Source organism: Manganibacter manganicus (assembly GCF_002075885.1).
GTDB lineage: Bacteria > Pseudomonadota > Alphaproteobacteria > Rhizobiales > Rhizobiaceae > Mesorhizobium > Mesorhizobium manganicum.
In genome coordinates, this window is sequence record NZ_MDET01000012.1 from 137,367 (window position 1) to 163,415 (window position 26,049).

Annotated in this window: 26 protein-coding genes; 15 read left to right on the plus strand and 11 right to left on the minus strand. The window is 59.9% G+C overall.

The features are described 5' to 3' along the window. Nucleotides 1–41: 41 nt before the first annotated feature. Genes mltG through gmk form a run of 3 tightly spaced genes read left to right on the plus strand, consistent with a single transcriptional unit; the run spans nt 42 to nt 2,823 of the window. Nucleotides 42–1,250 (plus strand): endolytic transglycosylase MltG, encoded by a 1,209-nt coding sequence (mltG, locus tag BFN67_RS09540; protein WP_080919387.1) that lies wholly within the window; start codon nt 42–44, stop codon nt 1,248–1,250. Nucleotides 1,251–1,272: 22 nt separating this feature from the next. Next, nucleotides 1,273–2,163, plus strand: a complete 891-nt coding sequence (locus BFN67_RS09545) for a YicC/YloC family endoribonuclease (RefSeq protein ID WP_080919388.1) — start codon at nt 1,273–1,275, stop codon at nt 2,161–2,163. 3 nt (nt 2,164–2,166) lie between these two features. Next, nucleotides 2,167–2,823 carry a guanylate kinase gene (gene gmk, locus BFN67_RS09550; RefSeq protein WP_139789103.1) on the plus strand — a complete coding sequence of 219 codons (657 nt, stop codon included), beginning with the start codon at nt 2,167–2,169 and terminating at the stop codon, nt 2,821–2,823. Nucleotides 2,824–2,842: 19 nt separating this feature from the next. Here gmk and BFN67_RS09555 read toward each other — a convergent pair whose 3' ends face one another. The 4 genes from BFN67_RS09555 to BFN67_RS09570 all read right to left on the minus strand — a co-directional run bounded on the left by BFN67_RS09555 (nt 2,843) and on the right by BFN67_RS09570 (nt 6,638). Then, nucleotides 2,843–3,397, minus strand: a complete 555-nt coding sequence (locus tag BFN67_RS09555; protein ID WP_080919389.1) for a hypothetical protein — start codon at nt 3,395–3,397, stop codon at nt 2,843–2,845. A gap of 109 nt (nt 3,398–3,506) precedes the next feature. Next, on the minus strand, nt 3,507–4,601 hold the full coding sequence (locus BFN67_RS09560; RefSeq protein ID WP_080919390.1) for a YcjF family protein: 1,095 nt from the start codon (nt 4,599–4,601) through the stop codon (nt 3,507–3,509). Then, a complete protein-coding gene (locus tag BFN67_RS09565; RefSeq protein ID WP_080919391.1) occupies nt 4,598–6,073 on the minus strand; it encodes a YcjX family GTP-binding protein in 1,476 nt (491 codons plus the stop codon). Before BFN67_RS09565 ends, BFN67_RS09560 begins: the two co-directional genes overlap by 4 nt. A 61-nt stretch (nt 6,074–6,134) precedes the next feature. Next, nucleotides 6,135–6,638: a SixA phosphatase family protein gene (locus BFN67_RS09570; RefSeq protein ID WP_080919518.1), complete on the minus strand. Its 504-nt coding sequence runs from the start codon at nt 6,636–6,638 to the stop codon at nt 6,135–6,137. A 200-nt stretch (nt 6,639–6,838) separates the two neighbouring features. Between BFN67_RS09570 and dksA the strand changes: the two genes are divergently transcribed. Beyond that, nucleotides 6,839–7,255: an RNA polymerase-binding protein DksA gene (gene dksA / locus BFN67_RS09575; RefSeq protein ID WP_080919392.1), complete on the plus strand. Its 417-nt coding sequence runs from the start codon at nt 6,839–6,841 to the stop codon at nt 7,253–7,255. Nucleotides 7,256–7,309: 54 nt separating this feature from the next. On the opposite strand, the gene BFN67_RS09580 is transcribed toward dksA, so the two are convergent. After that, nucleotides 7,310–7,987, minus strand: coding sequence for a flagellar biosynthetic protein FliO (locus BFN67_RS09580; protein ID WP_080919393.1), 678 nt, complete (start codon nt 7,985–7,987; stop codon nt 7,310–7,312). A gap of 246 nt (nt 7,988–8,233) precedes the next feature. On the opposite strand from BFN67_RS09580, the gene cckA reads away from it, so the two are divergent. Then, nucleotides 8,234–10,822 (plus strand): cell cycle histidine kinase CckA, encoded by a 2,589-nt coding sequence (cckA, locus tag BFN67_RS09585; RefSeq protein WP_080919394.1) that lies wholly within the window; start codon nt 8,234–8,236, stop codon nt 10,820–10,822. 9 nt (nt 10,823–10,831) lie between these two features. Here the strand turns inward: cckA and BFN67_RS09590 are convergent, their stop codons facing one another. Beyond that, entirely contained in the window at nt 10,832–11,233 is a 402-nt protein-coding gene (locus tag BFN67_RS09590; protein WP_080919395.1) for a hypothetical protein, read from the minus strand. Between the two features lie 291 nt (nt 11,234–11,524). Here BFN67_RS09590 and BFN67_RS09595 point away from each other — a divergent pair, with 291 nt between their 5' ends. Continuing rightward, a complete protein-coding gene (locus BFN67_RS09595; protein WP_080919396.1) occupies nt 11,525–11,704 on the plus strand; it encodes a hypothetical protein in 180 nt (59 codons plus the stop codon). Between the two features lie 26 nt (nt 11,705–11,730). Here BFN67_RS09595 and BFN67_RS09600 read toward each other — a convergent pair whose 3' ends face one another. Next, a complete protein-coding gene (locus BFN67_RS09600; RefSeq protein ID WP_080919397.1) occupies nt 11,731–13,263 on the minus strand; it encodes an acyl-CoA carboxylase subunit beta in 1,533 nt (510 codons plus the stop codon). A 1,302-nt stretch (nt 13,264–14,565) separates the two neighbouring features. Here BFN67_RS09600 and BFN67_RS09605 point away from each other — a divergent pair. Then, nucleotides 14,566–16,023 carry a DEAD/DEAH box helicase gene (locus BFN67_RS09605; protein WP_425349765.1) on the plus strand — a complete coding sequence of 486 codons (1,458 nt, stop codon included), beginning with the start codon at nt 14,566–14,568 and terminating at the stop codon, nt 16,021–16,023. A 187-nt stretch (nt 16,024–16,210) separates the two neighbouring features. Here the strand turns inward: BFN67_RS09605 and BFN67_RS09610 are convergent, their stop codons facing one another. After that, nucleotides 16,211–17,044, minus strand: a complete 834-nt coding sequence (locus tag BFN67_RS09610; RefSeq protein WP_080919398.1) for an SDR family NAD(P)-dependent oxidoreductase — start codon at nt 17,042–17,044, stop codon at nt 16,211–16,213. A gap of 238 nt (nt 17,045–17,282) precedes the next feature. Here BFN67_RS09610 and BFN67_RS09615 point away from each other — a divergent pair, with 238 nt between their 5' ends. The 5 genes from BFN67_RS09615 to dapB are packed head-to-tail and all read left to right on the plus strand — an operon-like array spanning nt 17,283 to nt 21,366. Continuing rightward, on the plus strand, nt 17,283–18,317 hold the full coding sequence (locus BFN67_RS09615) for a cysteine synthase A (RefSeq protein ID WP_080919399.1): 1,035 nt from the start codon (nt 17,283–17,285) through the stop codon (nt 18,315–18,317). Beyond that, nucleotides 18,317–19,060 carry an alanyl-tRNA editing protein gene (locus BFN67_RS09620; RefSeq protein WP_080919400.1) on the plus strand — a complete coding sequence of 248 codons (744 nt, stop codon included), beginning with the start codon at nt 18,317–18,319 and terminating at the stop codon, nt 19,058–19,060. Before BFN67_RS09615 ends, BFN67_RS09620 begins: the two co-directional genes overlap by 1 nt. 43 nt (nt 19,061–19,103) lie before the next feature. Further along, complete coding sequence (sseA, locus tag BFN67_RS09625) at nt 19,104–19,970, plus strand: 3-mercaptopyruvate sulfurtransferase (RefSeq protein ID WP_080919520.1); 867 nt, start codon at nt 19,104–19,106, stop codon at nt 19,968–19,970. A 1-nt stretch (nt 19,971) separates the two neighbouring features. Continuing rightward, nucleotides 19,972–20,532 (plus strand): GNAT family N-acetyltransferase, encoded by a 561-nt coding sequence (locus BFN67_RS09630; RefSeq protein WP_080919401.1) that lies wholly within the window; start codon nt 19,972–19,974, stop codon nt 20,530–20,532. Between the two features lie 27 nt (nt 20,533–20,559). After that, nucleotides 20,560–21,366, plus strand: coding sequence for a 4-hydroxy-tetrahydrodipicolinate reductase (gene dapB / locus BFN67_RS09635; RefSeq protein WP_080919402.1), 807 nt, complete (start codon nt 20,560–20,562; stop codon nt 21,364–21,366). 278 nt (nt 21,367–21,644) lie between these two features. Here dapB and ald read toward each other — a convergent pair whose 3' ends face one another. Further along, complete coding sequence (ald, locus tag BFN67_RS09640; protein ID WP_080919403.1) at nt 21,645–22,763, minus strand: alanine dehydrogenase; 1,119 nt, start codon at nt 22,761–22,763, stop codon at nt 21,645–21,647. A gap of 154 nt (nt 22,764–22,917) precedes the next feature. On the opposite strand from ald, the gene BFN67_RS09645 reads away from it, so the two are divergent. Beyond that, entirely contained in the window at nt 22,918–23,391 is a 474-nt protein-coding gene (locus BFN67_RS09645) for an Lrp/AsnC family transcriptional regulator (RefSeq protein WP_080919404.1), read from the plus strand. 3 nt (nt 23,392–23,394) lie between these two features. Here the strand turns inward: BFN67_RS09645 and BFN67_RS09650 are convergent, their stop codons facing one another. Continuing rightward, the gene (locus BFN67_RS09650) at nt 23,395–24,048 is read right to left on the minus strand and encodes a 5-formyltetrahydrofolate cyclo-ligase (RefSeq protein ID WP_139789105.1); all 654 of its coding nucleotides are present in this window, start codon (nt 24,046–24,048) and stop codon (nt 23,395–23,397) included. A 171-nt stretch (nt 24,049–24,219) separates the two neighbouring features. On the opposite strand from BFN67_RS09650, the gene BFN67_RS25060 reads away from it, so the two are divergent. Together BFN67_RS25060 and BFN67_RS09660 are read left to right on the plus strand one after the other, a co-directional pair. Further along, on the plus strand, nt 24,220–24,348 hold the full coding sequence (locus tag BFN67_RS25060; RefSeq protein ID WP_280951316.1) for a hypothetical protein: 129 nt from the start codon (nt 24,220–24,222) through the stop codon (nt 24,346–24,348). A 105-nt stretch (nt 24,349–24,453) separates the two neighbouring features. After that, a complete protein-coding gene (locus BFN67_RS09660; RefSeq protein ID WP_080919407.1) occupies nt 24,454–24,744 on the plus strand; it encodes a Dabb family protein in 291 nt (96 codons plus the stop codon). Between the two features lie 6 nt (nt 24,745–24,750). Here the strand turns inward: BFN67_RS09660 and BFN67_RS09665 are convergent, their stop codons facing one another. Then, complete coding sequence (locus BFN67_RS09665) at nt 24,751–25,917, minus strand: cystathionine beta-lyase (protein ID WP_080919408.1); 1,167 nt, start codon at nt 25,915–25,917, stop codon at nt 24,751–24,753. Between the last annotated feature and the right edge of the window lie 132 nt (nt 25,918–26,049).

Genomic DNA, 26,049 nt, shown 5'->3' on the forward strand with positions numbered 1-26,049 from the left:
TGCCGCGAAGGAATCGGTGCCAGATCAAGCAGGTGCGTACCATGAACACCAATCCGGGTAGCGACGAGCAATTGAGCGACGCGAAACCCGTGGCAGGGCCTATCGTGCCGAAGACCGCAAGCGAGGCACTGCGGCCCGAAGCCGGTACGCCGCCGCCGAAAAAACGTTCGCGCGCCTCGCGCAGCCAGATCGTGGTGTTCCTGAACTTCGTCGTCTCGCTGGTTGTGCTGTTGGTGTTGGCAGTCGGCGTGGCGGTCTTTTTTGGGCGGCAGGCCTTCAATGAACCCGGTCCCTCCGCCAGCGGCGACACATTCATCGTCAAGGAAAATACCGGCGTCGGCGTGATTGCCAATCAACTGGAGCAACGCGGTTTTGTCACCGATGCTCGCATTTTCCGGCTCGGTGTGCGCGCCTATGGCAATGATCAGGCACTTAAGGCTGGCGAATATGCCATCAGGCCGCATGCCTCGATGCATGACATCATGGACCTGCTGAAGAGCGGCAAGTCGGTGACTTATTCGTTGACCATTCCCGAAGGCCTGACGGTAGAACAGGCTTTCGAGCGCATCGCTGCACAGGAGGAACTGGTTGGCGACATGCCGGCAACGCTTCCGCCGGAGGGCAGCCTTGCTACCGACACGCTGCGCTTTACCCGTGGCATGACCCGTCAGCAAATGATCAACCGGCTTGTCGCCGATCAGAAAAGACTGGTGGATCAGATATGGACGCATCGTGCCCCGGATCTGCCGCTTGCCAATATCAATGAATTTGTGACACTGGCATCGATTGTAGAGAAAGAAACCGGTAAGCCGGACGAGCGTTCGCGGATTGCGGCCGTGTTCCTCAATCGTCTTGAGAAGGGCATGCGTCTGCAGTCGGATCCGACGATCATTTACGGATTGTTCGGCGGCAAGGGCAAACCTACTGGCCGGCCGATCTATCAATCCGACATCGACAAGCCGACGCCTTACAATACCTATCTCATCAAGGGCTTGCCTCCAGGCCCTATAGCCAACCCCGGCCGCGCCTCGCTGGAGGCCGTGGCCAATCCCTCCAAGGTCGAGGACCTCTATTTCGTCGCCGATGGAACCGGAGGCCATGTGTTCGCGGCGACGTTGGCCGAGCACAATGACAATGTCGCCCGCTATCGCGCCTACCAGAAGAAACAGGCTGAAGAAGCCGCCAAGGCTGCCGCCCAGAAACCCGATGACGAACAAGGGGACGGCGCGGGCGTCGATACCGCGCAATAGTGGCGGGCAGGGACGGGCAGCCATGAATTTGCAGAGCATGACCGGTTTTGCGCGTTCCGCTGCTGCTTGCGACGGCACGGCGGTGGCGTGGGAAATCAAATCGGTCAACGGAAAGAGCGCCGAGGTCCGGTTGCGGTTACCGCCGGGCTATGAGCGGCTGGAAGCCGGTGTTCGCCAGGCGATCCAGAAGCGGTTCGTACGCGGTAATTTTCAGGCGAATCTGACGATCAGTCGGCTTGCCGGTACGCAGGCACAGCCTGTGGTCAATGAGGCGTTTCTGAAAGACCTGGCTGGATTGGCCAAACGCCTTCAGGACCAGTTCGGAGTTGGCCCGGCGACATCAGACGGCTTGCTTGCGCTACGCGGCGTTCTCGAAACACCGGAGACAGTCGAGACAGAGGACGCGCGGGCGGCGCTTGACACGGTCGTTCTGGCGGCCTTGGAGGAGGCACTGTCCAGCCTTGAACAGGCAAGGCGGGCAGAGGGCGAAGCGCTTAGCAAATTGTTGTCCGGGCATTTGGATGTCGTCGAGGTGCTGACGTCGCGAGTGGAAGCCGATCCTTCGCGTGAACCGGCGGCGATCCGTACACGCCTCGCGGATCAGGTGCGCCTTTTGCTGGATGCCGGTATTGGCGTCGATGAGGGGCGGCTCGCCATGGAGGCGGCGCTTCTTGCGACGAAGGCCGATATTCGCGAGGAGATCGACCGCCTGAAAACTCACGTCGCGTCCGGTCGCGCGTTGTTGGCCGGCGGTGGTGCCATCGGGCGCAAGCTCGATTTTCTTGCGCAGGAATTCAACCGCGAATCGAATACCCTGTGCTCCAAGTCGAATGCCGCTGCCGTCACCTCGATTGGGTTGGAACTGAAGGCGGTCGTCGATCAGTTTCGCGAACAGGTTCAGAATCTGGAGTAGCCCATGGTGCCGAAGGATGCCGGTTCCCGCATACGTCGCCGGGGCTTGATGCTTGTCCTGTCCTCGCCTTCGGGGGCGGGAAAATCGACGATCGCCCGCAACCTGATCGAGAGCGATCAGGGCTTTGAGCTTTCCGTGAGCGTAACGACGAGACCGCGCCGCGGCAGCGAGATCGACGGCATGCATTATCATTTTCGTACACGGCGGGAGTTCGAGATCCTGCGCGACAATGACGAATTGCTGGAATGGGCCGAGGTGCACGGCAATTTCTACGCGACGCCGCGCGAGCCGGCGGAGCGAGCAATGGCCGAAGGTCGCGACATGCTGTTCGACATAGACTGGCAAGGCGCCAAGCAACTCAAGGAGAAGGTGCGCGGCGACATCGTTTCCGTCTTCATCCTGCCGCCTTCGATGAAAGAACTCAAGGCGCGCCTGAAACGGCGCGCCGAGGATCAGGAAGCGGTGATCGCAACACGACTCGATAATGCCCGTGACGAGATCGAACATTGGACGGAATATGATTTTGTCATCGTCAATGACGATTTGGACAGAGCTTTCACCGAAGTTCGCTCCGTGGTCACGGCCGAGCGGTTGAGACGTGACAGGCGGCCCGGCTTGTTCGATTTCGTGTCCGGCCTGCTCAGCGAAAAAATTGACTGAATCTAAGGTTTGCCTGTCGTCAGTTCGCGGCTACAGATCCTACGGCGACGGCATCGATGCGCTTGAGATTCATACCGATCACCGGAACCAGTTGGTCGCCGACCCGTACCGACACCGTCACGATCATTGAATTATCAGTGGGCACACGCGCCTGCATAACGCCGCGCAACTCATTGCGGTTGATAGCGAAGACCACCTTGCGCGCGTTGACGACATTCCCACCGACAACATCGAGACCGGCGCCTTTCGCGCCGCCCATAAAGGTGCCACGATAGCCTTGCCGACTCTTATGTTCGATTACTGCCGACATCTTTTGCGTGAAGACACCAACCCGACAGCCGCCATCAAGCGTCATACCGATCTCTTCGGCGGGGGTCGAGCCGACGAAATTGCAGTTGAATTTGGTGCCCTTGTACTTTCCGGCGACAATTTCACCCGGTCCGGACCATTGACCTTCAATGGAGTGAAAAAAGCGTTTGTCCTGCTCGGACGCCTTTGCCTTGGTCGTCAGGCCCACCTGCAAAGCCAGCGCGGCAGTGAGCGACAAGACTGCGGGCAGGATCACGCTTTTCATCGACGGCACCAAAGCAACAATTACATCATGATGGAACTCAGACGAAACATGGAGAAGAATGGTTAACGGTTCGTCACCTGCGTTATTCTGCCAGAGCTGACACAGCCCGTCAGTGCCCGTCAGCTGGCTTTTCTTTGCCTTTGCGACTGGCGAAGGAGGTCAGGGTTGAAAGAAAATCGCTCATGCGGGGGCGCTTCAGCGCCGTGAAGGGAAGGGGCCTCGCCGTTTCCATGGCCGCGATGCCGATTCGTGCCGTCATCATACCGTTGACGACGCCTTCACCGAGCTTGGCGGACAGTCGCGCCGCCAGCCCGTGCCCGACAAGTTGTTGCACTACACTGTCACCCATCGCGATGGAACCCGTTACAGCAAGATGCGCCAGCACGCTGCGGGCCAGGCGGAAAAAGCCCAATGTTCCCGGCTTGCCGCCATAAAGCTCCGATAGCCGGCGAATCAGACGTCCTGCCTCGAAAACGACATAGGCGACGTCGACCAGCGCACGGGGGCTAACCGCCGTGACCAACGATACACGCTTCGCGGCATCGAGGATTATCTGTCTTGCGCGGGTGTCGAGCGGGGCGAGGATTTCCGTTTCGGCGAGTCGGATAAGGTCGCCACCATCGATGATTTCCTCACCCAGGTCCGCAAGGGCGCGGCGACCGGCCGCCGTTTCCGGTTTGGAGGCGACGAAAGAAGACAATTCCTGGACAACCGCGCGGGCCGCCTTGCCATCGTCTCTTGCGACGGCGTCGAGGGCGCGGCGTTGCAGCTTTTCCACTTCCGCCAGTCGGGCGATTGCTATGAATTCACGTGCCAGGATGACAACCAACGCAAGGAGTGCGATTCCGGCCATGGCAAGCGCCAGCCAACCCAGCCAGGGCTCACGCGCGAACAGGTCGCGGATGAGGCTGTCTGTCCATAATCCGATGGCCAGCGAGACAAGAACGCCGACCGCACCAAAAAAAATCGTGCCAATCAGTGAACGCCGGCGTGCCACCGTTGCCGGCGGCGGCTCGGTCAATGCCGTGTCAAGCTCGTCGAACACATCGACGGCATCGGGAATGGCAGTCACCCTCTGGGGGGAAACCGCGACAGGCTTGCGTCGCGGTTGCGAAGGGGAGCTGCTTTTAGCACCGGCAAGGGTTGCCGGTTCTTCCGTTTTTGGGGCCAGCGGGAATGCGGCCGGTTCGCGGCTTACGCTCATGCCAAGCGATCTCCGATCAGGAATTGCAGCGCACGGTCGAGCCGGATATGCGGAAGCGAAAGAGTTACTCCCTCTGCGGTTCGCTCCAATTTGGGCGGCCTGAAGCGAACGAAGCGGAGGGCGGAATCTGTAGCCCCATTTTCTGGATCGGCATTTTCCGCAAATACCGTTCGTACATCTTCCGGCAGGTCTCCAGGAAAGATGGCGGTTTCCGTGTTGCCGTCAAATGTCTGCGTTCCGATACGTTCGCCGGCCAAGGGCATGCCGATAATCACCGGGAGTGTTTCTCCATCCTGTTTTACCGTGCCTTCGCGCGTGGCGCGTACGGCAGCCATGGCCGCGACGTCCACCGTGGCGCCGGTGAAATTTGCCCTCGCGATGGCACGGTCGGCGATACGTCGCACGATCGCCTGCAAGCGATCGTGGCTTTCATGATGCAAATGATCGGCTTTGGTGGCGGCGATCAGGATACGATCTATGCGCCGAGACACCAGATCTGTGAGGAAATTACCGCGACCGGGCCGGAAACAGGCCAGGATTTCTGTAACAGCGCGCTCGAGATCGGCCAGTGCGGCAGGCCCGGCATTCAACGCCTGCATGGCGTCGATCAACACGATCTGGCGGTCGAGTCGAGCGATGTGCTCGCGAAAGAAGGGTTTCACCACATGCGTCTTGTAGGCATCGTAGCGCCGCTCCATCATGGCATGGAGGGAACCGGGGCGAGCACGGCGGCCGTCGAGATCGGACAGGGGGGCGAAGGTGAGCGCCGGCGAACCTTCCAGATCGCCCGGCATCAGAAAGCGGCCGGGCGGCAAGGTGGAAAGCGCGCGATCGTCGTGCTTGCATGCGAGCAGATAGGCCGCGAAACTTTCCGCCAAACGCCGCGCGGTCATTTCGTCGGCGTCGTCATCAGGTGCGACGGTTGCATTAAGTTCGCGCCATGCCTGTGAAAGATCGGCGCGCACGGGCAGACGTGCGAGATCGAAGGCCTCGCGAGAGAAATCGGTAAAGGACTTGCCTAGCAAGGGCAGATCGAGCAGCCATTCGCCGGGGTAGTCCACGATGTCGACCGCAAGGCGCCCAGCCGCAAACATGCGGTTCCAGCCGGACGCCGATTCATATTCGATGGTCAACCGCAACTCCGAAACGGCACGCGTGGATTGTGGCCAAAGGCGCTGGCCGACAAGCGTCGCCACATGGTCTTCATATTGAAAGCGAGGTACCGCATCGTCCGGTTGTTCTTCGAGAAAGGCACGGGCAATGCGACCGGATTTTTGTGCCTCGAACAGGGGCAGGCGTCCGCCGTGAATGAGGTTATGGACGAATGCGGTGATGAATACCGTCTTGCCGGCGCGCGAAAGGCCGGTAACGCCCAGCCGGATCGAGGGAAAGAAAAGGCCAGCCGTGCGGCCCGACAGCGTGTCGAAGGCGATCCTGGCTTCGTCGGTGAAGGTGGTCAACGAAGATGCCAAGCGTCTGTCCTCGTTTTGCGGTCTTCCGATATAGGCATTCCTTGCGGGTTTTGAAGGACGTTCATTGGTGCATGGGCAAAAGGAAGGCTTCGAGGTAGCCGCTGTCAGGTGCTGCCCGCCCTAGGCTTTTCTCGAAGCGTATGACCGCGAGCCCGGATGTGGGAAAGCCATGCTGTAACAAGGTCAGAGCGCTTTCTTCGCCGCCGCGCGAAACGGCCATTGCCAGATCTTCCATCATCGGGTTGTGACCGATCACCAGTAGCGATCCGGCGCTGCCGTTTTGCAGGATCAGGTCAAGGTAGGTGCCGGCGTCTTCAGAGTAGAGGGCATCTAGAAAGATGACCCGTCCCGTATCGGTCGATGCAGCAATCTCCTCCAACGTCTCCCGCGTGCGGAGGGCTGTCGAGCACAGGGTAAGATCCGGAACATAATGACAAGCGCGCATGACTTCGCCCGTGGCCTTGGCGTCAGCAATTCCGGTTTCATCGAGCGGCCGGTCGAAATCCTTCATTCCGGGTTTTGCCCAGCCGGCCCTAGCATGCCTGAGAAGATAGAGCCTGCTCAACCATTCCCCTTTCAACGCACTGGCGAAAATATCATCAAACCTAGCCGCCACCGGCGCGTAGCGCAACGCATGGTGAATCCACGGAAATCGCGTTCACAGCCACGACTTAACAAATGCGTGAAAACGTCGCTGTTTACGCTTGTGCCCGGTAGGCACCGCGAATATATAGGCGCCAAATCTTGGGTTGTCGGGTGAGTCGTATGAACGAAATCTTTACCGCCGATTACATACCCACCGAAGACGAGCCATTTATGAACGAACGGCAGAAGTCATACTTCCGCCACAAGCTGGTCTCCTGGAAAAATGACATTCTGCGCGAAGCGCGCGAGACGCTGGAGATACTCCAGCAGGAAAACGCCAATCTTCCTGACCTTGCCGATCGTGCGTCTTCTGAAACGGATCGGGCGATCGAACTTCGTGCCCGTGACCGGCAGCGCAAGCTGATTTCCAAGATCGACTCCGCGCTGCAGCGCATAGAGGAAGGCACATACGGGTATTGCGAGGAAACGGGTGAGCCCATCGCGTTGAAGCGCCTTGATGCCCGTCCCATCGCGACCTTGTCCATCGAGGCGCAGGAGCGGCATGAACGTCGCGAAAAAGTCTATCGCGACGATTAAGTCCGGGAATTCTTCAGGATCAACTGTTTTGCTGGCCGGTTTACGGCCATTTTTTTATACCTGTTTCTTGTGCGAAGACAGTTCGCCAAGCAGCCGTGCCATTTCGTCATCCAGGGACGGCTGAGCCTTCACGGGAGTTACCGGCTCCGGCACGGATAGCGCATCCAGAGATACTTCCAACTCACTCATCAGCGTATCATCGATGGGGTCGGATTGAAGCGGCTTATATGGTTCGGATTTTCCTTGCACGGCAATGTTGTTGTGTTGGATCGGCGACATATTCGTTGGATGTGCGACGATAGGTGGCTTTGTAACAGGTGGCTCGTGACGAGAGGTGGGCTGAGGCTGTGATGAAGATGCTTGAGGTCGGCGCGGGGCGGGTGGCGGACGTTGCCCTTGAGCGAGATCTCCGGACGGACCCGGACGGCGCGCTTGGATCAGCCTGATATCACGCTCAACCACGACATCGGTCGGCCCGCCGATCAGAATGAGGTGTTCGATATCGTCGCGCCGAATCAGAACCAGCCGGCGGTGGCTATCGATAGCGGTGGCGTCCATGACTGCAAGCCGCGTCTTGCGGTTGCGCCCTCCGACGACAAAGGTACCAAACGTCATGCTGCGGATCAGACGGACGATAACCAGCACGATAACCAGAAAAATGAGTGCAGCGAAGGTCCACAACAGGGCCGACGCGTAGCTTGGGCCTGCAATTCGGTTTAATGATTCTAGCATAGGCCCCCCAATTCGCCTGTTTTAGACTGCCCGATGTCGCCGGGCGGGAGACTAAGCAACGGATTGGCAGCCTGCAAGTCGCTATTCTCGACATCGCCATGTATGAAGCACTGACGCTTCCGGCACCATGCAATGCCCAAATCGGCCGTTTTTCATGGACAGTTGCTATCGAGGCCTTCCCCGCAAGGGGAGAATATGATTCAACCGGGCGGGAGCGGGGCACCAAGAATCGCAGGCAGGGGGCACATGGTCAAGGAAGCGCGCGGAGATTTCTATCCGGTGCCGATCATGGGCCAGACCACAAGGCCAGGTGCTGTCACCCGGCTTGTCATTTTTATTCTGGTGCTGATCGCTGCCGCGATCTTCTTTGTGCTTTTCCGCGAGCGTCTTGGTGATCCGTTTCTGCTCGGCTTGCTGGGCGTGTTGGCGATGATTGGCGTTGGCTTTCTGTTCGCCACGGCTATCGGCTTCATACAAATGGTGCCGCGTTCGAGCGGAGATGAGCTTTCCAAGGCTTTCGTCGATTCAATGGGGCAAGGCCTGCTTGTCATCGATCACAAGAGCCGTATCGTCTACGCCAATCATGCCTATGCGGACATGACCGGTGCAGCCTCCAGCGCGGACCTGAAAACCGTGGAGGCCCTTTTTTCGGACATCCCGGAGGCCGCGGCGACTATTTATCGCCTGGCAGCTGGCCTGCGTGACGGGCAAATCGGCGATGGTGAGTTCCGGCTGTCCCAGCCGATCCGCTCAGGTGCCGATGCCGGCGCGCATTGGTATAAAGTCCGCGCAAGGCTTTTCAATATTCCCGGACAGCGTCAGCCGCTGCAAGCTTGGCAACTAGCCGATATTTCCCAGGAGAGAGCGGAACAGGAACGCTTCTTCCTCGATCTCCAGAAAGCCATCGATCATCTTGACCATGCGCCTGCCGGTTTTTTCTCGGCCGATCAAGACGGCCGTGTCACCTATATCAACGCCACGCTGGCTGAATGGCTGGGCATCGATCTTGCCAGTTTCACACCAGGTGCTGTTACCTTGCAGCAGATCGTTGCCGGTGACGGCATGGCGCTGGTGCGCTCTGTGCGTGCCGACCCCGGCACGACGCGCAACGCCGTTATCGATCTTGATATGACGACGATCGCAGGCGAGGTTCTGCCGGTGCGTTTCATGCATCATGTTTCGGCCAGTCGTGATGGTTCGACCGGGCCGACGCGAACCATCGTACTCAATCGTACGCAGGGTGAGGACGCCTCAGCGGAACTTCGCGCTTCAGAGATCCGATTCACGCGGTTCTTCAACTCGACGCCGATGGCGATTGCCGGCGTGGATCAAGACGGCCGCATATTGCGCACCAATGCGCCGTTCCTTTCGCTATTTTCCAGTGTCGTGGACCGCGATGCTCTTGACCGGCGTGTCCGTCTCGACACCGTCATACACGAGCGGGATCGGAACGCTTTCGCAACCGCACTCGACAAGGCCAGGCAGCGTCAGGCCGATATCACGCCGATCGATACTGTCCTGCCCGACAATGAGGAGCGGCATGTCCGCTTCTACGTCAATGCTGTCGCGGACGGCACGGATGGCGACGCCGCGGAGGAGGCGGCAATCGTCTATGCTGTCGAGACGACCGAGCAGAAGGCACTTGAGGCTCAAATGGCCCAAAGCCAGAAGATGCAGGCGGTGGGTCAGCTTGCCGGTGGCATTGCCCATGATTTCAACAATGTGCTCACCGCCATTATCATGGCGTCGGACCTGCTTCTGACCAATCATCGGCCGTCTGATCCGTCCTTCCCGGACATCATGAACATCAAGCAGAACGCCAACCGGGCCGCCTCGCTTGTGCGGCAACTTCTGGCATTCTCGCGCAAACAGACGCTTCGCGCCGAGGTGCTTAACCTCACGGATGTTCTGGCCGACCTCAGGATGCTGTTGGCCCGGCTCGTCGGTAACGATATCAAGCTCAAGATCGATCATGGGCGCGACCTTTGGCCGGTCAAGGTCGATATCGGACAGTTCGAGCAGGTTGTGGTCAATCTCGCCGTCAATGCGCGTGACGCCATGCCGGGCGGTGGCGATCTCACTGTTCACACGCGCAACGTGTCATCGGAGGAAAGCAGAACCCTGGGCTACCGCGAACTGGTGCCGGCCGATTACGTCATGGTCGAAGTCGAGGATAGCGGAACCGGCATTCCCGCCGATGCTCTAAAGCAGATCTTCGAGCCGTTCTTCACCACAAAGGAAGTCGGCAAGGGCACTGGTCTCGGCCTTTCCATGGTCTATGGCATTATCAAGCAGACCGGCGGCTTCATTTTTTGTGAATCGGAAGTCGGCAAGGGAACGATCTTCCGCATCCTGTTGCCACGCTATATTGCCGAGGCGGTTAAGGACGTACCCAGTTCCATAGACGAGCGGAGCGAATCTCCTGTTACACCAGCCAAGCAGGCGGAGGCGGCCAAGGATCTTTCAGGTTCGGCCACCGTGCTTTTGGTGGAAGATGAGGATGCCGTGCGCATGGGTGGGGTGCGGGCGCTGACCTCGCGTGGTTATACGGTCCATGAAGCCTCATCCGGTGTAGAGGCGCTTGAGGTGTTTGAACAGCTCGAAGGCAAGGTCGATATTGTCGTTTCCGACGTCGTGATGCCGGAAATGGATGGCCCGACCTTGCTTGGCGAATTGCGCAAGCGCCAGGCCAACATCAAGTTCGTCTTCGTTTCCGGGTATGCGGAGGATGCGTTTGCAAAGAATCTTCCCGCCGACGCGCAATTCGGCTTCCTGCCAAAGCCATTCTCTCTCAAACAGTTGGCGACGGTGGTTAAAGAAATTCTGGAGACCTGACAGAACAGACTATGGCCGCTTCGTGCAGGTGGAGGCGGTGAAGGCGCCGTCAGCCTGCCGCATGATGATATCAAATGACGGGGTCGCGCCTTCTTCCAATGTGGCTTGCGTGAGCGATATGCGGTTGCCGCCGGAGCTATAGCCGCCAAGCGGGCCGAGCCAGGTGATCTCTCCCATTGTATCCATCTGGTAATTATATCCCTGCCCCGGCGGCCCGAAGAGGCGAGGTTCGCTGTAAACACGCCCCTTGATCGAAATGTCGCCGAGATCGAGAAAACGGCCGAGCAGGTAAGCCTCGCAGTGATAGATGCCGTCCGGTAATTTACCGTCGGCATAGCCGGCAATCGCCGGATCGATGCTGCCTGTCAGAATGAGCGAACTGACGACGATCGGTATGATGTTGCGCTTCATCGCCGGCAATGCGCTCCGCGTTTTCGTCTCGCCTTCTTCGGTCGTTGATCACAGCGGGAAAGTCTTTGCGCCGCAACCAAAAAACTCGATCTTTTCAAGACTGAAACAAGCTGTGTTAGCTTTGCAACGGCCATGTGAGTCGGCCACGTTTCCGTGTCAGTCCGGGTTTGGGGCAGATCGAAGGGAGGCGCTGGTCTTGTTGGCAAGTTCCACGCAAGCGAGCGGTTCTAGCATACCTCCGATCTGTGCGTTTCGACGCGTTGAGGCAATCGGGCAGGGAGGGGCTTGCCGATGGAACGTTATCTCGAGGATTATCAGAAGCGACGCCTGACGGAACGTTTCGACATATTGACGGCCGTCAACATCCTGAAATCACAAGGTTATGACGACGACGAACTGATCGCCGAGATCATTCGGGTGTTCTATGTCGATCTCGATACCTTTAACGAGGTTGTCAGCGCCGCGGCTTGAACGCGCCTAGCCGCCGGTTCCCGTCTTCACAGCGGGATGTTGTCGTGCTTTTTCCAGGGGTTCTGGAGATCCTTGTTGCGCAGCATCCGGAGCGCGCGTGCGACGCGGCGGCGAGTCGAATGCGGCATGATCACCTCGTCTATATAGCCGCGCTCGGCGGCAACGAACGGCGACAGGAAGCGGTCCTCGTAAGCCTTGGTATGTGCCGCTATCTTGTCGGCGTCGCCGATGTCCTTGCGGTAGATGATCTCCACCGCGCCCTTGGCGCCCATGACCGCGATCTGTGCCGACGGCCAGGCGTAATTCATGTCGCCGCGCAGGTGTTTTGAGGCCATCACGTCATAGGCGCCGCCGAAGGCTTTTCGCGTAATGACGGTGACTTTCGGCACCGTCGCTTCGGCATAGGCGAACAGCAGCTTGGCTCCGTGCTTGATGAGGCCGCCATATTCCTGTGCCGTGCCGGGCAGGAAACCAGGAACGTCCACGAAAGTGACGATCGGAATATTGAAACAATCGCAGAAGCGCACGAAGCGTGCCGCCTTGCGGCTGGCGTCGGAATCCAGAACGCCCGCCAGCACCATCGGCTGGTTGGCGACGAAGCCAACTGTACGGCCTTCCATGCGACCGAACCCGGTGACGATGTTTCTGGCGAAGGAGGACTGGATCTCGAAGAAATCACCCTCATCAACGGTTTTCAGGATCAGTTCCTTGATGTCGTACGGTTTGTTGGCGTTGTCCGGCACCAGTCGGTCGAGCGAAAGGTCGTGATCGGTCACCGGCTGGAAACATTCGATCTCGGGAACTTCGGCGGTATTGGAGGCCGGCAGGAAATTGACGAAACGGCGCATCTGCAAAAGCGCCTCGACATCGTTATTATAGGCGCCGTCGGCAATCGATGACTTTGTGGTGTGGACCGAGGCTCCGCCAAGATCCTCGGCTGTCACCGTCTCATTGGTCACGGTCTTGACCACATCGGGGCCGGTCACGAACATATAGGAGGTGTCGCGTACCATGAAGATGAAGTCGGTCATGGCCGGCGAATACACGTCGCCGCCCGCGCACGGCCCCATGATGACGGAGATTTGCGGAATCACGCCGGAAGCAAGCACATTGCGCTGGAAGATCTCGGCATAGCCGCCAAGCGCCGCCACGCCCTCCTGGATTCGTGCGCCGCCCGCATCGTAAAGGCCGATGATGGGCGCACGGTTGCGCAGCGCCATATCCTGGACTTTCTGCACCTTCTCGGCATGCGCTTCAGACAATGAGCCGCCGAACACGGTGAAATCCTTGGCGAAGAGATAGACCGGGCGACCGTTGACGGTGCCCCAACCCGTTACCACGCCGTCGCCGGCGATCCGAGTGTCCTCCATGCCGAAATCGGTCGATCTGTGCTCGACGAACATGTCGAATTCCTCGAACGAGCCTTCGTCAAGGAAGACCTCGATGCGTTCGCGCGCTGTCAATTTTCCTTTTTTATGCTGGGCCGCGATGCGTGCCTGTCCGCCGCCCATGCGGGCAATCTCACGGCGGCGTTCGAGTTCTTTCAGCACGTCTTTCATCGCACGTCCCTCTTGGAAGCCCATCATGGGCACCCTGATGAGCGCCCATGATGGGTAGTTTGTTTTGGTAGCCACGCGACTGCCTGAGCGCAAGCACGGCTTTGGTCGTGCGTTATTTCCTCATGGCGTAGGAGACCGGGCATAGCCGCTCTTCACCGTTGCCACGCTGCCTTACGGCCCTGTTTGTCGTCTGCCCCGCCCTTAAGCTCGCTCGCTGCGCTCGTCGCTGGCGGGGACGCTCCTTGCCCCGCCCTTAAGCTCGCTCGCTGTCGCTCGTCGCTGGCGGAGACCCCGGTATGGCCAGAGGCTGGGCTGAGGCTACACTTCACCGTTGCCACGCTGCCTTTCGGCCCTGGCCATTTCAAAGAACGGACCTTTCAAACTTGAAAGGTCGGGAAGCGGGCGCGGGGCCGTACCTCCTAAGTTCAATTATATGGCACGGTTGTCCGCGCCCGCCGGCGTTTCTACCCTTGCCTTTCCCGGCCCATCGCCCATTTGCGGGCGCGAGCAACGNCAGGTCCGGTTCGGGCCGGGCGGTTCCGTTCACTGTTACGGATAACACACCCGGCGCCACACTTGCCTGGATGCTCGAGTGTGCACACCCGTTCCCGCTGGCAAGCTGCTGAGACGGATTATGCGGGAAGGATGGCGGGTGTGGACAAAGCGGGGAGAAGGAAACCGCCGTTAACGGGGCAAGCGCCTGATTGGCAACGGATTTATTCTTATCGGCTGCGGCAGGCGATAAATTTCCATCCACGAGAACTGGAGCCGCCCTCGTCCTTCGAGGCTCCGCTTCGCTTCGCACCTCAGGATGAGGGCGGGGGCAATGCCTGTTTTTCGCTATCTTGAGAGGGCGGCATTAGACGCCTGTCCCGTTGCTTTGAGGCGACGTTACACAAACCTCCCTCATCGTGAGGAGGCAGCGTGCTGCCGTCTCGAACGACGCACTACTCAAACTGGAGTCGCACCTACCTTCCTCATGCTGAGGAGCCGGCGACGCCGGCGTCTCGAAGCACGCACTTACCGAAATGCTGCATTGCAACATCACGCTCTTGCTTTCTGCCCCGAACTGCTCCATATGCGCGGTCATAGGCGCTTGGGCCGGTGCGAAGAACCGGCTTTCTCCTGAGATTGGGACTGGTTGCGTCTGTTTCACCTTTCCGGCAACGGAAAGCTGTGAACAAGCCCCGTTCGGCAGACCGGCGGGCACGACAGCGCAGCCGCGCGGACGCATCCCGTCCGCCGCCTTGTCGTTTCATGTGAATTTTCCGGTAGCGGGTTGCGCCCCGCCGCCCAATCGTTTTGCAGCCATGGCTGCATGAAAGAAGAAAAATTTTGACCAACGAAAACAATACGGAACTGACCGGTTTCGAGAGACTTGGAATAACCGGGCAGCTTCTGAAAGCCACTCACGCCGCAGGTTTCACGACACCGAAGCCCATTCAGGAGCAGGCGATTCCTGCCCAGATGGAAGGCCGGGACATATTGGGCATCGCCCAGACCGGTTCGGGCAAGACCGCGGCTTTCGCGCTGCCCATCCTGTCCAAGATCATCGCGCTCGGCACGAAGCGCCGGCCCAGGACCGCACGCGCGCTTATTCTCGCGCCGACGCGCGAACTCGCGGTTCAGATCGAAGATACGGTGAAGCTGCTCGCCAAGGGCACGCATATCTCGACCGCGCTGGTGCTTGGCGGCGTTTCGCGCGGCAGCCAGGTGAAACGCATCGCGCCCGGCGTCGATTTTCTGATCGCTACGCCCGGCCGGTTGACCGATCTGGTGCGTGAGAAGGATGTGATCCTTTCCGAGACGACCTGGCTGGTCCTCGATGAGGCCGATCGCATGCTCGATATGGGCTTCATCAACGATGTCCGCCGCATTGCCAAGGCGACGCATCCGGCACGGCAGACGGCGCTGTTTTCGGCTACGATGCCGGACGAGATCGCGGAACTCGCCCAAGGCCTGCTGCGTGCGCCCAAGCGTGTCGAGGTTTCCCCGCAGAGCACCACCGTTGCCGAAATCTCCCAAAGTGTCGTGCTTGCCCGCACCAAGCAGAAGCGGCAGATTTTATCCACTATGCTGGCCGACGATGCGATGCGCTCGGTCATCGTCTTCGCACGCACCAAGCATGGCGCCGACCGTGTCACTCGCGACCTCGAGCGCGACGGTTTCGTGGCGGCGGTCATCCATGGCAACAAGAGCCAGAACGCCCGCCAGAAGGCTTTGAACGGCTTTCGCGATGGCTCGGTGCGCATTCTCGTTGCCACCGATATTGCGGCCCGCGGCATCGATGTGCCCGGTATCAGCCATGTCGTGAATTTCGATCTGCCGGACGAGGCGGAAAGCTATGTCCACCGCATCGGCCGCACCGGCCGCAATGGGCTGGACGGGGTGGCCATCACTCTGGTCGATCCGTCCGAGAACAGCAAACTGCGCCAGGTCGAGCGTATCATCCGCATGAAACTGCCCGTGGCTGCCGATCATCTGGCCAGTCCCGATCCGCAGCGGCCCGCTGTCGGAGAGCGGAAATTGCAACCGGCCAATGACAGTCGCAATGAAGCCGACAAACGACCTTTCGGCAAGCGCAAGGATGGTTTTGGAAAGAAGCGTTTCGGCGGCAAGTCTTTCGCGAATCGTGCCGCGGCGTCAAAGCCGGATGGCGAACGCAAGCCGCAAGGCGCGAAACCCCAGGGCACAAAGCCCTTCAAGGGCAACAACAAGCGTCGGTTTGGTGGCAAGCGCCCGGCAACTCGCGCTGCTTGATGCCAACGTCATTTTGAATGACCGTTGGAGCGCGCGACTGCGCGCCGCGCCCGTTGGCGCGAAAGCCAAGTGGCCCGGATGGGCCGCGCTTACGATTGAGGCGTTCTGGATGTGTCGACATCCAGGAGCTCTGGCTTGAGCGGTGTCGATCAAACCACCCGCGTGTTGCAAACCGGCGTGCGGGTGATCATAGATCTTCCCGGCATTTCCGAGGGTCGCGGCCAAAGCTCAAGGGCCGCTTCCGCCAGCCGGTAAGCCTTTCGATGGTCCAGTGGCAGACGGGCCTCGGCAACAGGTTGAGCAGTTTCAGGCCGAGCGTCAGCCGCCGTGGGAAGGTGGTCTCGAACCCTCCGCGCTGAATTGCCCTGGCGGCGCGCCGCGCCGCATCGGCAGGCTTCATCAGCGCCGGCATGCGCACACCGTTTCCTCGCGTCAGCGGCGTGTCGATAAAACCAGGATTGATGACCTGAATGCGGATATTGATCTTGTCGAAATCGAATTTCAGCGATTGCGCCATGAGATTGATGGCCGCCTTGGTCGCGCCATAGGCGGCCGTCGTCGGCCAGCCGAAATAGGCGCTGATGGAGCCGACCAGAACGATTTGACCCTGCCCACGCTGTTGCATCTGCCGAACCATGGGCACGAGGCCATGCACGATGCCAAGCACGTTGACATTATATAAATTGCGGAACTTGCGCACTGACAGGTTCTCGCCAGCGATCGGCACATAGGCACCCGCATTGAAGATGGCGAGTGCGATCGGGCCAAGCTGGTTTTCGATCATCGCAACGGTTTCGGCCATGCGCTTTTCGTCGGTTACGTCGCAGGGGCAGGGCACGATGCGGCCGGGCAGGGACCCGGCTTCGGCCACCAGAATGTCGATGGGGTCTTCCTCGCGTGCCGTTACGGCAACGACGTAGCCATCGCTCGCGAGTTGCTTCGCAAGCGCCCGGCCAAGGCCGGAACTGCCACCGGTTATCCATGCGACGCCATCCTTCGGATCGGCGCGATAAAGTGTCATTCCATAGTTCCGCTGGCTGTCCCTTGCGCTAGTCACCTATGCGGACAGGATTTGAAAGAAAAGGGCAACTTTGATCGAATACCCTTCCGATTGTCAGGCGTTTGTCCCTCGATTCGGACATTGCCGCATAGCGGGGACCAAAATGCGACTGGTCCAGGAAATTTCTTTCCTTGAAACGATCGACGTGCGTTTCTAGACCATACAACTCGGCAGGCACGGTGGTTGGAAGGAACGCTCCATGTACGGTTCGGTAATCGACACGATCGGCAACACGCCCTTGATCCGTCTCAACAAGGCATCGGACGCCACCGGCTGCGAGATTCTGGGCAAGGCCGAATTCATGAATCCCGGCCAGTCGGTCAAGGATCGGGCCGGTCTGTTCATTATCCGCGATGCCGAAAAGCGTGGGTTACTTAGGCCAGGCGGCGTCATTGTCGAAGGCACAGCCGGCAATACCGGTATCGGGCTCACCCTTGTCGCCAAGGCGCTGGGTTACCGCACCGTCATCGTCATCCCCGAAACGCAGAGCCAGGAGAAGAAGGATACGATCCGTCTGCTCGGCGCTGAACTGATCGAGGTTCCGGCCGTTCCCTACAAGAATCCCAACAATTATGTGAAACTGTCGGGGCGGCTTGCTGAGCAGATGGCGAAAAGCGAGCCGAATGGCGCGATCTGGGCCAACCAGTTCGACAATGTCGCCAACCGGGACGGCCATATCCACACGACGGCTGAGGAAATCTGGCAGCAGACCGGCGGCAAGGTCGATGGTTTCGTGTCCGCCGTCGGTTCAGGCGGCACGTTGGCCGGCATCGCCGCCGGCCTGCGCGGACACAGCAAGGCCGTCAAGATCGGATTGGCTGACCCGCTGGGCGCTGCGCTCTTCAGCTTCTACACGCAAGGCGAACTGAAATCGGAAGGCGGTTCCATCACCGAGGGTATCGGGCAGGGCCGCATTACCGCCAATCTGGAAGGCTTCGCGCCCGATTTTTCCTATCAGATTCCCGATGACGAGGCCTTGCCGATCATATTCGATCTTGTGCAGGAGGAAGCCCTGTGCGTTGGAGGTTCCACCGGCATCAATATCGCCGGCGCCATCAGGCTGGCTCGAGAGTTGGGGCCGGGCCACACCATCGTGACGATCCTCGCCGATTATGGCACGCGCTATCAGTCGAAGCTTTTCAATCCGCAATTCCTGCGCACGAAGAACCTTCCCGTTCCGGCGTGGATGGAGACGAAAAGCGAAATCGATGTGCCGTATGAGAAGGTCGCCTGATGAGTTTCAAGACAGACGCGCTGTTCCGCGACGATTCCTATCTGCGGGAGGCCGAGGCCGTGGTCGTCGGCGTCAATGATCGGGGCGGCATTATTCTCGATCGCAGCGTTTTCTATGCGACGTCGGGCGGCCAACCGGGCGATACCGGCACATTCGAGCGCGCTGATGGCAACCGGATCGCCATTGCCGCGACAGTGACCGGCGAGACGAAGAACGAGATCATCCATGTCCCCGCACCCGATCAGCCGGTGCCGGAGGTTGGTGAAAAGCTGAAACTCGCCATCGACTGGGAGCGGCGCCATCTTCTGATGCGCATGCACACCGCCTGCCATCTTCTCAGCGTGGTATGCCCGTTTCCGATTACCGGCGCTGCCGTGGCGGTTGACGACTCGCGCGTCGATTTTGACATGCCCGATGCCTCCATCGGCAAGGAGGATGTAACCGAAAAGCTGATGGAACTGGTGCGCGCCGATCATCCGGTCTTTACCCGCTGGATCACCGACGAGGAGTTTGCCGCCAACCCCGGCCTGGTGAAGTCGAAGAATGTGCGGCCACCGAGCGGCACCGGTAGAATCAGGCTGGTCGGCATTGGCGAGGATGGCAGTGTGGACAGTCAGCCCTGCGGCGGCACGCATGTGGCGCGCACAATCGAGGTCGGCGAGATCCATATCGGCAAGATCGAGAAGAAAGGACGTGAAAATCGCCGCTTCCGGCTTCGTTTCGGGCCTATGCCAGCGGCTTGATCCGGCTCTATAGTGGCTGCTGCAATGCAGCAGGGAGAACATGATGGCCGAGGACAGCCCCTTCACAGTCGATGCCGATTGGCTTCAGCAGCGGCTGGGCCAGCCCGGTTTCAGCATCGTTGACGGGTCATGGTATCTTCCCGCGCAAAAGCGCAACGCGCGCGCCGAATATGAGGCGTCCCACATTCCCGGCGCCGTGTTCTTCGACATCGATGCCGCCTCGGATCAGAACAGTCCGTTGCCGCATATGCTGCCCGATCCGCCGGAGTTTGCGCAATATGCCGGCACGATGGGTATTTCCGCCGACGACACCATCGTCGTCTATGATGGGCCGGGTTTCTTCTCGGCGCCGCGCGTCTGGTGGATGTTCCGGGTCATGGGCGTCTTTCAGGTTTTCATTCTGGAAGGTGGTTTCGATCGCTGGAAGGCGGCGGGCCGACCGGTGACGGCGGAACCGACCAAGGTCGCTCCCTGCATTTTTCACGCCGATTTCGATGCCCGGCGCGTCGCCAGCCTGGCGGATATGCGCGGCATCGTTTCGGCTGGTGACAGCCAGATTGCGGATGCGCGCGGGCCGGGCCGCTTTGCCGGAACCGAGCCGGAGCCGCGCGCCGGCGTGCGCTCCGGTCATATGCCCGGCGCGCGCAACGTGCCGGCCTCGGCGCTGGCCGAGAACGGTACGCTTTTGCCGAAGTCGGCGTTGCGAAAAGTCATCGAGGACGCCGGGATCGACCTTTCGAGTCCGGTCGTTACCTCCTGCGGTTCAGGCGTGACGGCAGCGGCGATCACGCTTGCGCTGGAGACGCTTGGCCATACCGACAATCGCCTTTATGACGGCTCATGGACTGAATGGGGTGGGCGAACCGATACGCTGGTCGAAACCGGTCCGGCCTCTGGTAAGACGGTCTGATATGCGGGACGATGTTTCGCAGGATATCCCGGTAACAGTCACGTTCCTGGAAATGGCGGCGCCGCCGGTCCACTACGCACCGGCGCCGATGAACCGACAGATTGCACTGCTGCGCGCGCGCGATATTCCATTGCATTTCTATCGCTATCTGACCGATCGCGTCGGGCGCAAATGGCAGTGGGTGAATGTGCTGCGGTTGAACGACGAAGAGCTTTCGGCAACCATCCATCGTGAAGATCGCGATATCCGCATCCTTTACCTCGATGGCACGCCCGCTGGCTTTTTCGATGTCAAGCCGCATCTGCCCGCCGAGGCGGAACTCGCCTATTTCGGCATGATGGATCATGCGATGGGGCAGGGGCTTGGCCGCTGGTTTCTGGGGGCTGCGGTTGCGGCTTGCTGGTCGCATGGACCGAAGCGCGTGACGGTGCAGACCTGCACGCTCGATCATCCGGCCGCGCTGCCGCTCTACCAGAAAATCGGGTTTCAACCGGTGGCGCAAAAGCAGGAGATTGTCCGCACCATGCCGTTCGATGAGCGCATGGCAAGCGTGATGCGATAGGAACCGACCACTGGAGCGACGGACACGATGACGATCAAGGTGATAATGGCCGGTGCGACCGGTTGGGTCGGCAAGGCGCTGATACCTGCAATCGCGGCGCAGACGGATATGGCGCTTGTTGGTGCGGTGTCGCGCAATGCGGCGGGGCAGGATTCGGGCGTAACCGCCGGGGGACAAAAAAACGGCGTTGTCGTTTCCGGCACGTTGGCCGACGCCCTTTCCAGCGCCTCGGATGTAGTGGTCGATTATACCAAGCCGAATATCGTCAAGGCGCATGCTCTGGAGGCGGTCTCGAAAGGCCGGCATATGGTCATCGGCACGTCGGGACTTGGTGCTGCGGACTACGCCGAAATCGACAAGGCGGCGCGCGCCAACGGTGTCGGCGTGCTTGCCGCCGCCAATTTCTCCATTACAGCCACCCTGATGAAGCGCTTTGCGCTGATGGCGGCCAAATATGTGCCGGACGTCGAAGTGATCGACTATGCCAGCGCCGGCAAGGCTGACGCGCCGTCAGGCACGGCTCGGGAGTTGGCGGAGATGCTGGCCGAGATTCGCCAGCCTGCAACGGCGCGTCCTGTGTCAGACGTGTCTGGCGTGCCGGAGACGCGCGGTGCCGCAGTCGGGACGGGCACGGGCGTTCAGGTTCATGCCGTCCGGCTGCCCTCTTACATTCTATCTTGCGAGGCCCTGTTCGGATTGCCGGACGAGCGCCTGACGATCCGCCATGACGCGGGCTCTTCCGCTGCGCCCTATGTGGCAGGCACGCTGCTCGCCATACGGCGCGTGAGCGAGTTCAAGGGCCTGGTTCGTGGGCTCGACGCCTTGATGGATTAGGGATTTGTTAACCAAGATCTGGCGATATTGAATTTGATCTGTCGCACCGCCGTTACATTTCTACGGTAGATTGACAGCCGTCGGATGATGATTGACCGCGGATGTACCGGCAATCGAACCGGCGGACGAGGAAGCGGGGCTTTTGGCTCCGCTTTTTTGTTGGCTTGCGCACAGGACAGCTTCGACAATAAATGCCCCCAGCCGAAGCCGGGGGCGTTTCAAACGCCGCTGCTTGAGACGGTGCGTCGCTTGGAACAGATATGAGCCTGCCGTAACGATCAGGCAGCGGCCAGCGCCGCTTGCGGCTCGGCCAGATCGTAGCCGAGCGATTCAGCGACTGCGCGATTGGTGATTCTGCCCCTGTGGACGTTGAGGCCATTGCGCAGGTGGGGATCGTCCATGATGGCCGTCAATCCCTTGTCGGCAAGCTGCAAGCCATAATGCAGCGTTGCATTGTTGAGCGCATGCGCCGAGGTGATCGGCACGGCACCCGGCATGTTGGCGACGCAATAATGGATGACGCCGTCAATCACGTAGGTCGGGTCGGCATGGGTGGTGGCGTGCGAGGTCTCGAAGCAGCCACCCTGGTCAATTGCCACATCCACCAGAACAGAACCCTTCTTCATGCCCGATAGCATCTCGCGGGTGACGAGCTTCGGTGCCGCCGCGCCGGGAATCAGCACCGCGCCAATCACCAGGTCGGCGGAAAAGCATTCTTCTTCCAGCGCCTCGACCGTCGAGTAGCGGGTATGCACCCGCCCGCCGAACAGGTCGTCAAGCTGGCGAAGCCGCGGGATCGAGCGGTCGACGATGCTGACATCGGCACCCAACCCAACTGCCATGCGCGCCGCGTGCAGGCCAACGACACCACCACCGATAACCAGCACCTTGCCTGGCAGCACGCCCGGCACACCGCCAAGCAGGATACCGCGTCCGCCATTGGCTTTCTGCAGCGCCGTGGCGCCGGCCTGGATGGAGAGCCGCCCGGCGACCTCCGACATCGGCGCCAGAAGCGGCAACCCGCCGCGATCGTCCGTTACCGTCTCATAGGCGACGGCGGTAACGCCGGATTCAAGAAGCCCCTTTGTCTGTTCCGGGTCGGGTGCGAGGTGCAGATAGGTGTAGAGGATTTGCCCCTCGCGCAACTGAGTCCATTCGCCGGGTTGAGGCTCCTTGACCTTGACGATCATGTCGGATTTGGCAAAGACCTCTTCGGCTGTCTTCGCAATCCTGGCGCCGGCCGCATGATAGGCATTATCGTCCGCGCCGATGCCGGTGCCAAGTCCAGTCTCGACCAGCACCTCATGGCCGTGGGCGGCATATTCGCGGACCGCACCGGGGGTAAGCCCGACACGATATTCGTTGTTCTTGATTTCCTTGGGGCAACCGACACGCATTCTCGTTCTCCTCCGATCGATGCGGCGTGAAATCCACGGGGCAGAAATTCAAGCACGGAACGGGCGGAATGTGTTTGCGAAGATGCTTGTTGAAATGGGGAGAGATCGATATTAATTGCGCAGAAATTACTTTTATTCGAAGGAATTGTGAAAATTGGCGCTTGATAGGATCGATATCGCTATTTTAGAGGCGTTGCAGAAAGATGGCCGCATGCCCAATGCGGCCTTGGCCGAAAAAGTCGGTCTATCGCAATCGGCCTGTTCGCGCCGCCTGGATAATCTGGAGAAGTCCGGCGCCATCAGGGGCTATCATGCGCGCTTGTCGAATGCCGCGCTCGGCCATCAGATGACGGCAATCGTCCATATATCGCTGACGGGGCAGTTCGAAAAGACGCTTTCGGATTTCGAAACGGCGATCAAGCGTTGCCCCAACGTGCTTTCGTGCCATCTGATGTCGGGGGAGTACGATTACATTCTGCGCATCGCGGCCAAGGATCTGGCTGATTACGAGCGCATTCACAAGGAATGGCTGTCGGCAATGCCGCATGTGACGAAGATCAATTCCTCCTTTGCACTGCGCGAGATCATCGATCGCACGGCAATGGGTCTAAAGCCCGAAATGGCGTGACGCTTACGAAGCTTCCGTCACCAGATGATCCATCGGAATGTCATGAGCCTGCGGATAGATGGTGGGGATTCGTTGCAGTTCATAGCCGACGGCGATGACCATCGGCTTGAACGGCATCGCCGCCAGCGTGCGATCGTAGAAGCCGCCGCCATAGCCGAGGCGGTAGCGGTTTGGATCAATGCCCACCACGGGCGAGATCACGATATCGGGAAACACCGGATCGCCGGTTTCCGGAATGGGGATGTTCCACACGCCTTTGACCAGCTTGTCGCCATGCTTGTAGGCCCGGAAGACCAGCGGCTGGCCTTTTTCGATCACCAGGGGCAGGGCGGTGCGGCCGCCGCGCGCATTGATCTCGTCCATGCACGGCCGCAAATCCGGTTCGCCGCGGAACGGCCAGTAGAGACTGACCATACGGCCGTCAATGTCGCCGATGACGGCGTCGAGCCCCTTGGCGATCCGCGCCGACATGGCTGCTCTTTCATCGGCTGATACGGCAAGACGGGCGGCGATCAGCCTTTCGCGTTCTGCCTTGCGCCAGCGCCGTACGTCGGCCCAATCGGCGATCGGTGCTTGGAAAGCAGGGTCCAGTTCGTGCATGAAACAGGGCGGGGAAGCGTATTGCGCCGTGCCTTCTTCGTCGTCTTTACCAGTCATCTTCCGCTCCCGTTCTGCACGATCAATCAACCCAACCTAAGCCTCACAGGATAGGGCGTCCATTCATTTGGCGACATGCAAAGGCGTATCGAACGCAATTATCCGGCAGATCCGCTGCCAAAAGGTCGAAGCCAATGCTATGATCGCCATGGCCGAAACGCGAATCCTGCCATGCGATACGTTATCGTCGTCTGCATCATCGCCTTGTTCGTTATCTGGGACGGTCTCTACAATCAGGGGCGCTATCTCGATCGGGCGGTGCGGGAGGCAAACGGGGTCGTGCGCCTCGTCACCGGCTAGGCGGAGACCAGCGCCGCGACATCGCTGCGGGTTGACGGATTTTCCTCACTGCCTGAAAAGGCGCTCCATATCGCTTCCTCGAACCGGGCGGCGAAGGAGAATGCAGTGATTCGACATATCGTTTTCTTCAGTGCCAAACATGAGGTCGAGGCACAGGTCGTCCGCGAAGGCCTGTTAGCCCTGGGTGAAATCCCGCATTCGGAACTGTTCGAAGTCGCGCTGAACAGCAAGGTCGATCCGCTCTGCGACCGGATCGATGTTGTCGTCTATGCGGAGTTCAAGGATGAGGCGGCGCTGGCCGCCTTCAAGGCCCACCCGACCTATGCCGCGACGACCGCCAAGGTGCGGCCATTGCGCGAGCTCCGGTTTTCGGCCGATATCGCTTCCGGCGCCTGAAAAATATCAGAAAGCTGCGGCGGCAAGTGCGGCGGCAAGGTCGGCTTTCAGGTCTTCGACATCTTCCATGCCGATCTGAAGGCGAATGACCGGCCCTTCGGTCGGTCCCTTGGCAACCACCCGGTCGCCCAGGAAGACGTGAACGGCCAGGCTTTCATAGCCGCCCCAGGAATAGCCCAGCCCGAACAGTTTCAGCGTATCCAGGAAGGCGTGCGCCTCCTTCTGGCCGCCGCCGGCCAGCACGATTGAAAAAATGCCGCTGGAACCGGAGAAATCCCGCTTCCACAAGGCATGGTCGGGGTGGCTCGGCAGGGCCGGATGCAGCACGCGGGCCACGCCATTCTGCGTTTCCAGCCATGCCGCTATCTCCAGCGTGCTTTTGCGGTGATGTTCGAGCCGTACGCCCATGGTGCGCAGTCCACGCAAGACCTGATAGACATCATCCGGCCCTGCGCAGCATCCGAGCGTCACGAACGCTTCGTGAAGTTTCGGCCAGCAGGCTTCATTGGCTGAGACGGTGCCGAGCAGTATGTCGGAATGGCCGCCGGGGTATTTCGTCGCCGCGTGGATCGAGATGTCGACGCCATGGTCGAGTGGACGGAAATAGAGCGGCGTAGCCCAGGTATTGTCCATCATCACGATGGCGCCGGCTGCATGGGCGGCCTTGGCGATGGCCGGAATGTCCTGCACCTCGAAGGTGTTGGAAGCCGGCGATTCGGTGAAGACCACGCGCGTGTTTGGCTTGATGAGGTCTGCAATACTCGCGCCGACATGCGGGTCGTAATATTCGACCTCGACGCCCATTCGCTTGAGCATGGTGTCGGCGAAATGCCGCGTTGGATGATAAACCGAATCGACAATCAGCATGTGATCGCCGGCTGCCGCGAAGGCGAGCAGCGGCACCGTGACGGCGGCAAGACCGGACGGAACGGCAATCGTGCCGGCAGATCCTTCGAGCGCGTCGATCGCGTCCGTCAGCGCGTCGGTGGTCGGCGTTCCTCGCGTGCCGTAGGAGTATTTCTGGCCTCGCGAGGCCATGGTCGCGGCGTCGGGAAAGAGCACCGTGGAGGCATGCACCACAGGCGGATTGACGAATCCGTAATAGTCACGCGGATCGTAACCTGAATGGATGAGGCGGGTGTTGACGCCCAATTGCTTGTTCTGTTCTGCCATGGGATCACTCTCTTTCCGAGCGCTAGGCATAAAAGGCGGCTGCGGATCGTGCAACCGCTGGACACCTGCCAGAAATCGCCTTCGCATGGGCCAATTTCAGATGATTGCGTAATGGAACGTAACCGCGGGATC

Excerpts from the sequence above, each read along its gene's own strand:
- BFN67_RS09595 (WP_080919396.1), top strand. The coding sequence starts at position 11,525 with ATGGAACGTTATCTCGAGGATTATCAGAAGCGACGCCTGACGGAACGT.
- BFN67_RS09620 (WP_080919400.1), top strand. The coding sequence starts at position 18,317 with ATGAGTTTCAAGACAGACGCGCTGTTCCGCGACGATTCCTATCTGCGG.
- BFN67_RS09610 (WP_080919398.1), bottom strand. The coding sequence starts at position 17,044 with ATGACACTTTATCGCGCCGATCCGAAGGATGGCGTCGCATGGATAACC.
- dapB (WP_080919402.1), top strand. The coding sequence starts at position 20,560 with ATGACGATCAAGGTGATAATGGCCGGTGCGACCGGTTGGGTCGGCAAG.
- dksA (WP_080919392.1), top strand. The coding sequence starts at position 6,839 with ATGAACGAAATCTTTACCGCCGATTACATACCCACCGAAGACGAGCCA.
- BFN67_RS09590 (WP_080919395.1), bottom strand. The coding sequence starts at position 11,233 with ATGAAGCGCAACATCATACCGATCGTCGTCAGTTCGCTCATTCTGACA.
- BFN67_RS09580 (WP_080919393.1), bottom strand. The coding sequence starts at position 7,987 with ATGCTAGAATCATTAAACCGAATTGCAGGCCCAAGCTACGCGTCGGCC.
- BFN67_RS09630 (WP_080919401.1), top strand. The coding sequence starts at position 19,972 with ATGCGGGACGATGTTTCGCAGGATATCCCGGTAACAGTCACGTTCCTG.
- BFN67_RS09615 (WP_080919399.1), top strand. The coding sequence starts at position 17,283 with ATGTACGGTTCGGTAATCGACACGATCGGCAACACGCCCTTGATCCGT.
- BFN67_RS09560 (WP_080919390.1), bottom strand. The coding sequence starts at position 4,601 with ATGAGCGTAAGCCGCGAACCGGCCGCATTCCCGCTGGCCCCAAAAACG.
- BFN67_RS09600 (WP_080919397.1), bottom strand. The coding sequence starts at position 13,263 with ATGAAAGACGTGCTGAAAGAACTCGAACGCCGCCGTGAGATTGCCCGC.
- gmk (WP_139789103.1), top strand. The coding sequence starts at position 2,167 with ATGGTGCCGAAGGATGCCGGTTCCCGCATACGTCGCCGGGGCTTGATG.
- BFN67_RS25060 (WP_280951316.1), top strand. The coding sequence starts at position 24,220 with ATGCGATACGTTATCGTCGTCTGCATCATCGCCTTGTTCGTTATCTGG.
- BFN67_RS09650 (WP_139789105.1), bottom strand. The coding sequence starts at position 24,048 with ATGACTGGTAAAGACGACGAAGAAGGCACGGCGCAATACGCTTCCCCG.
- BFN67_RS09665 (WP_080919408.1), bottom strand. The coding sequence starts at position 25,917 with ATGGCAGAACAGAACAAGCAATTGGGCGTCAACACCCGCCTCATCCAT.
- cckA (WP_080919394.1), top strand. The coding sequence starts at position 8,234 with ATGGTCAAGGAAGCGCGCGGAGATTTCTATCCGGTGCCGATCATGGGC.
- BFN67_RS09555 (WP_080919389.1), bottom strand. The coding sequence starts at position 3,397 with ATGAAAAGCGTGATCCTGCCCGCAGTCTTGTCGCTCACTGCCGCGCTG.
- BFN67_RS09545 (WP_080919388.1), top strand. The coding sequence starts at position 1,273 with ATGAATTTGCAGAGCATGACCGGTTTTGCGCGTTCCGCTGCTGCTTGC.
- mltG (WP_080919387.1), top strand. The coding sequence starts at position 42 with ATGAACACCAATCCGGGTAGCGACGAGCAATTGAGCGACGCGAAACCC.
- ald (WP_080919403.1), bottom strand. The coding sequence starts at position 22,763 with ATGCGTGTCGGTTGCCCCAAGGAAATCAAGAACAACGAATATCGTGTC.
- sseA (WP_080919520.1), top strand. The coding sequence starts at position 19,104 with ATGGCCGAGGACAGCCCCTTCACAGTCGATGCCGATTGGCTTCAGCAG.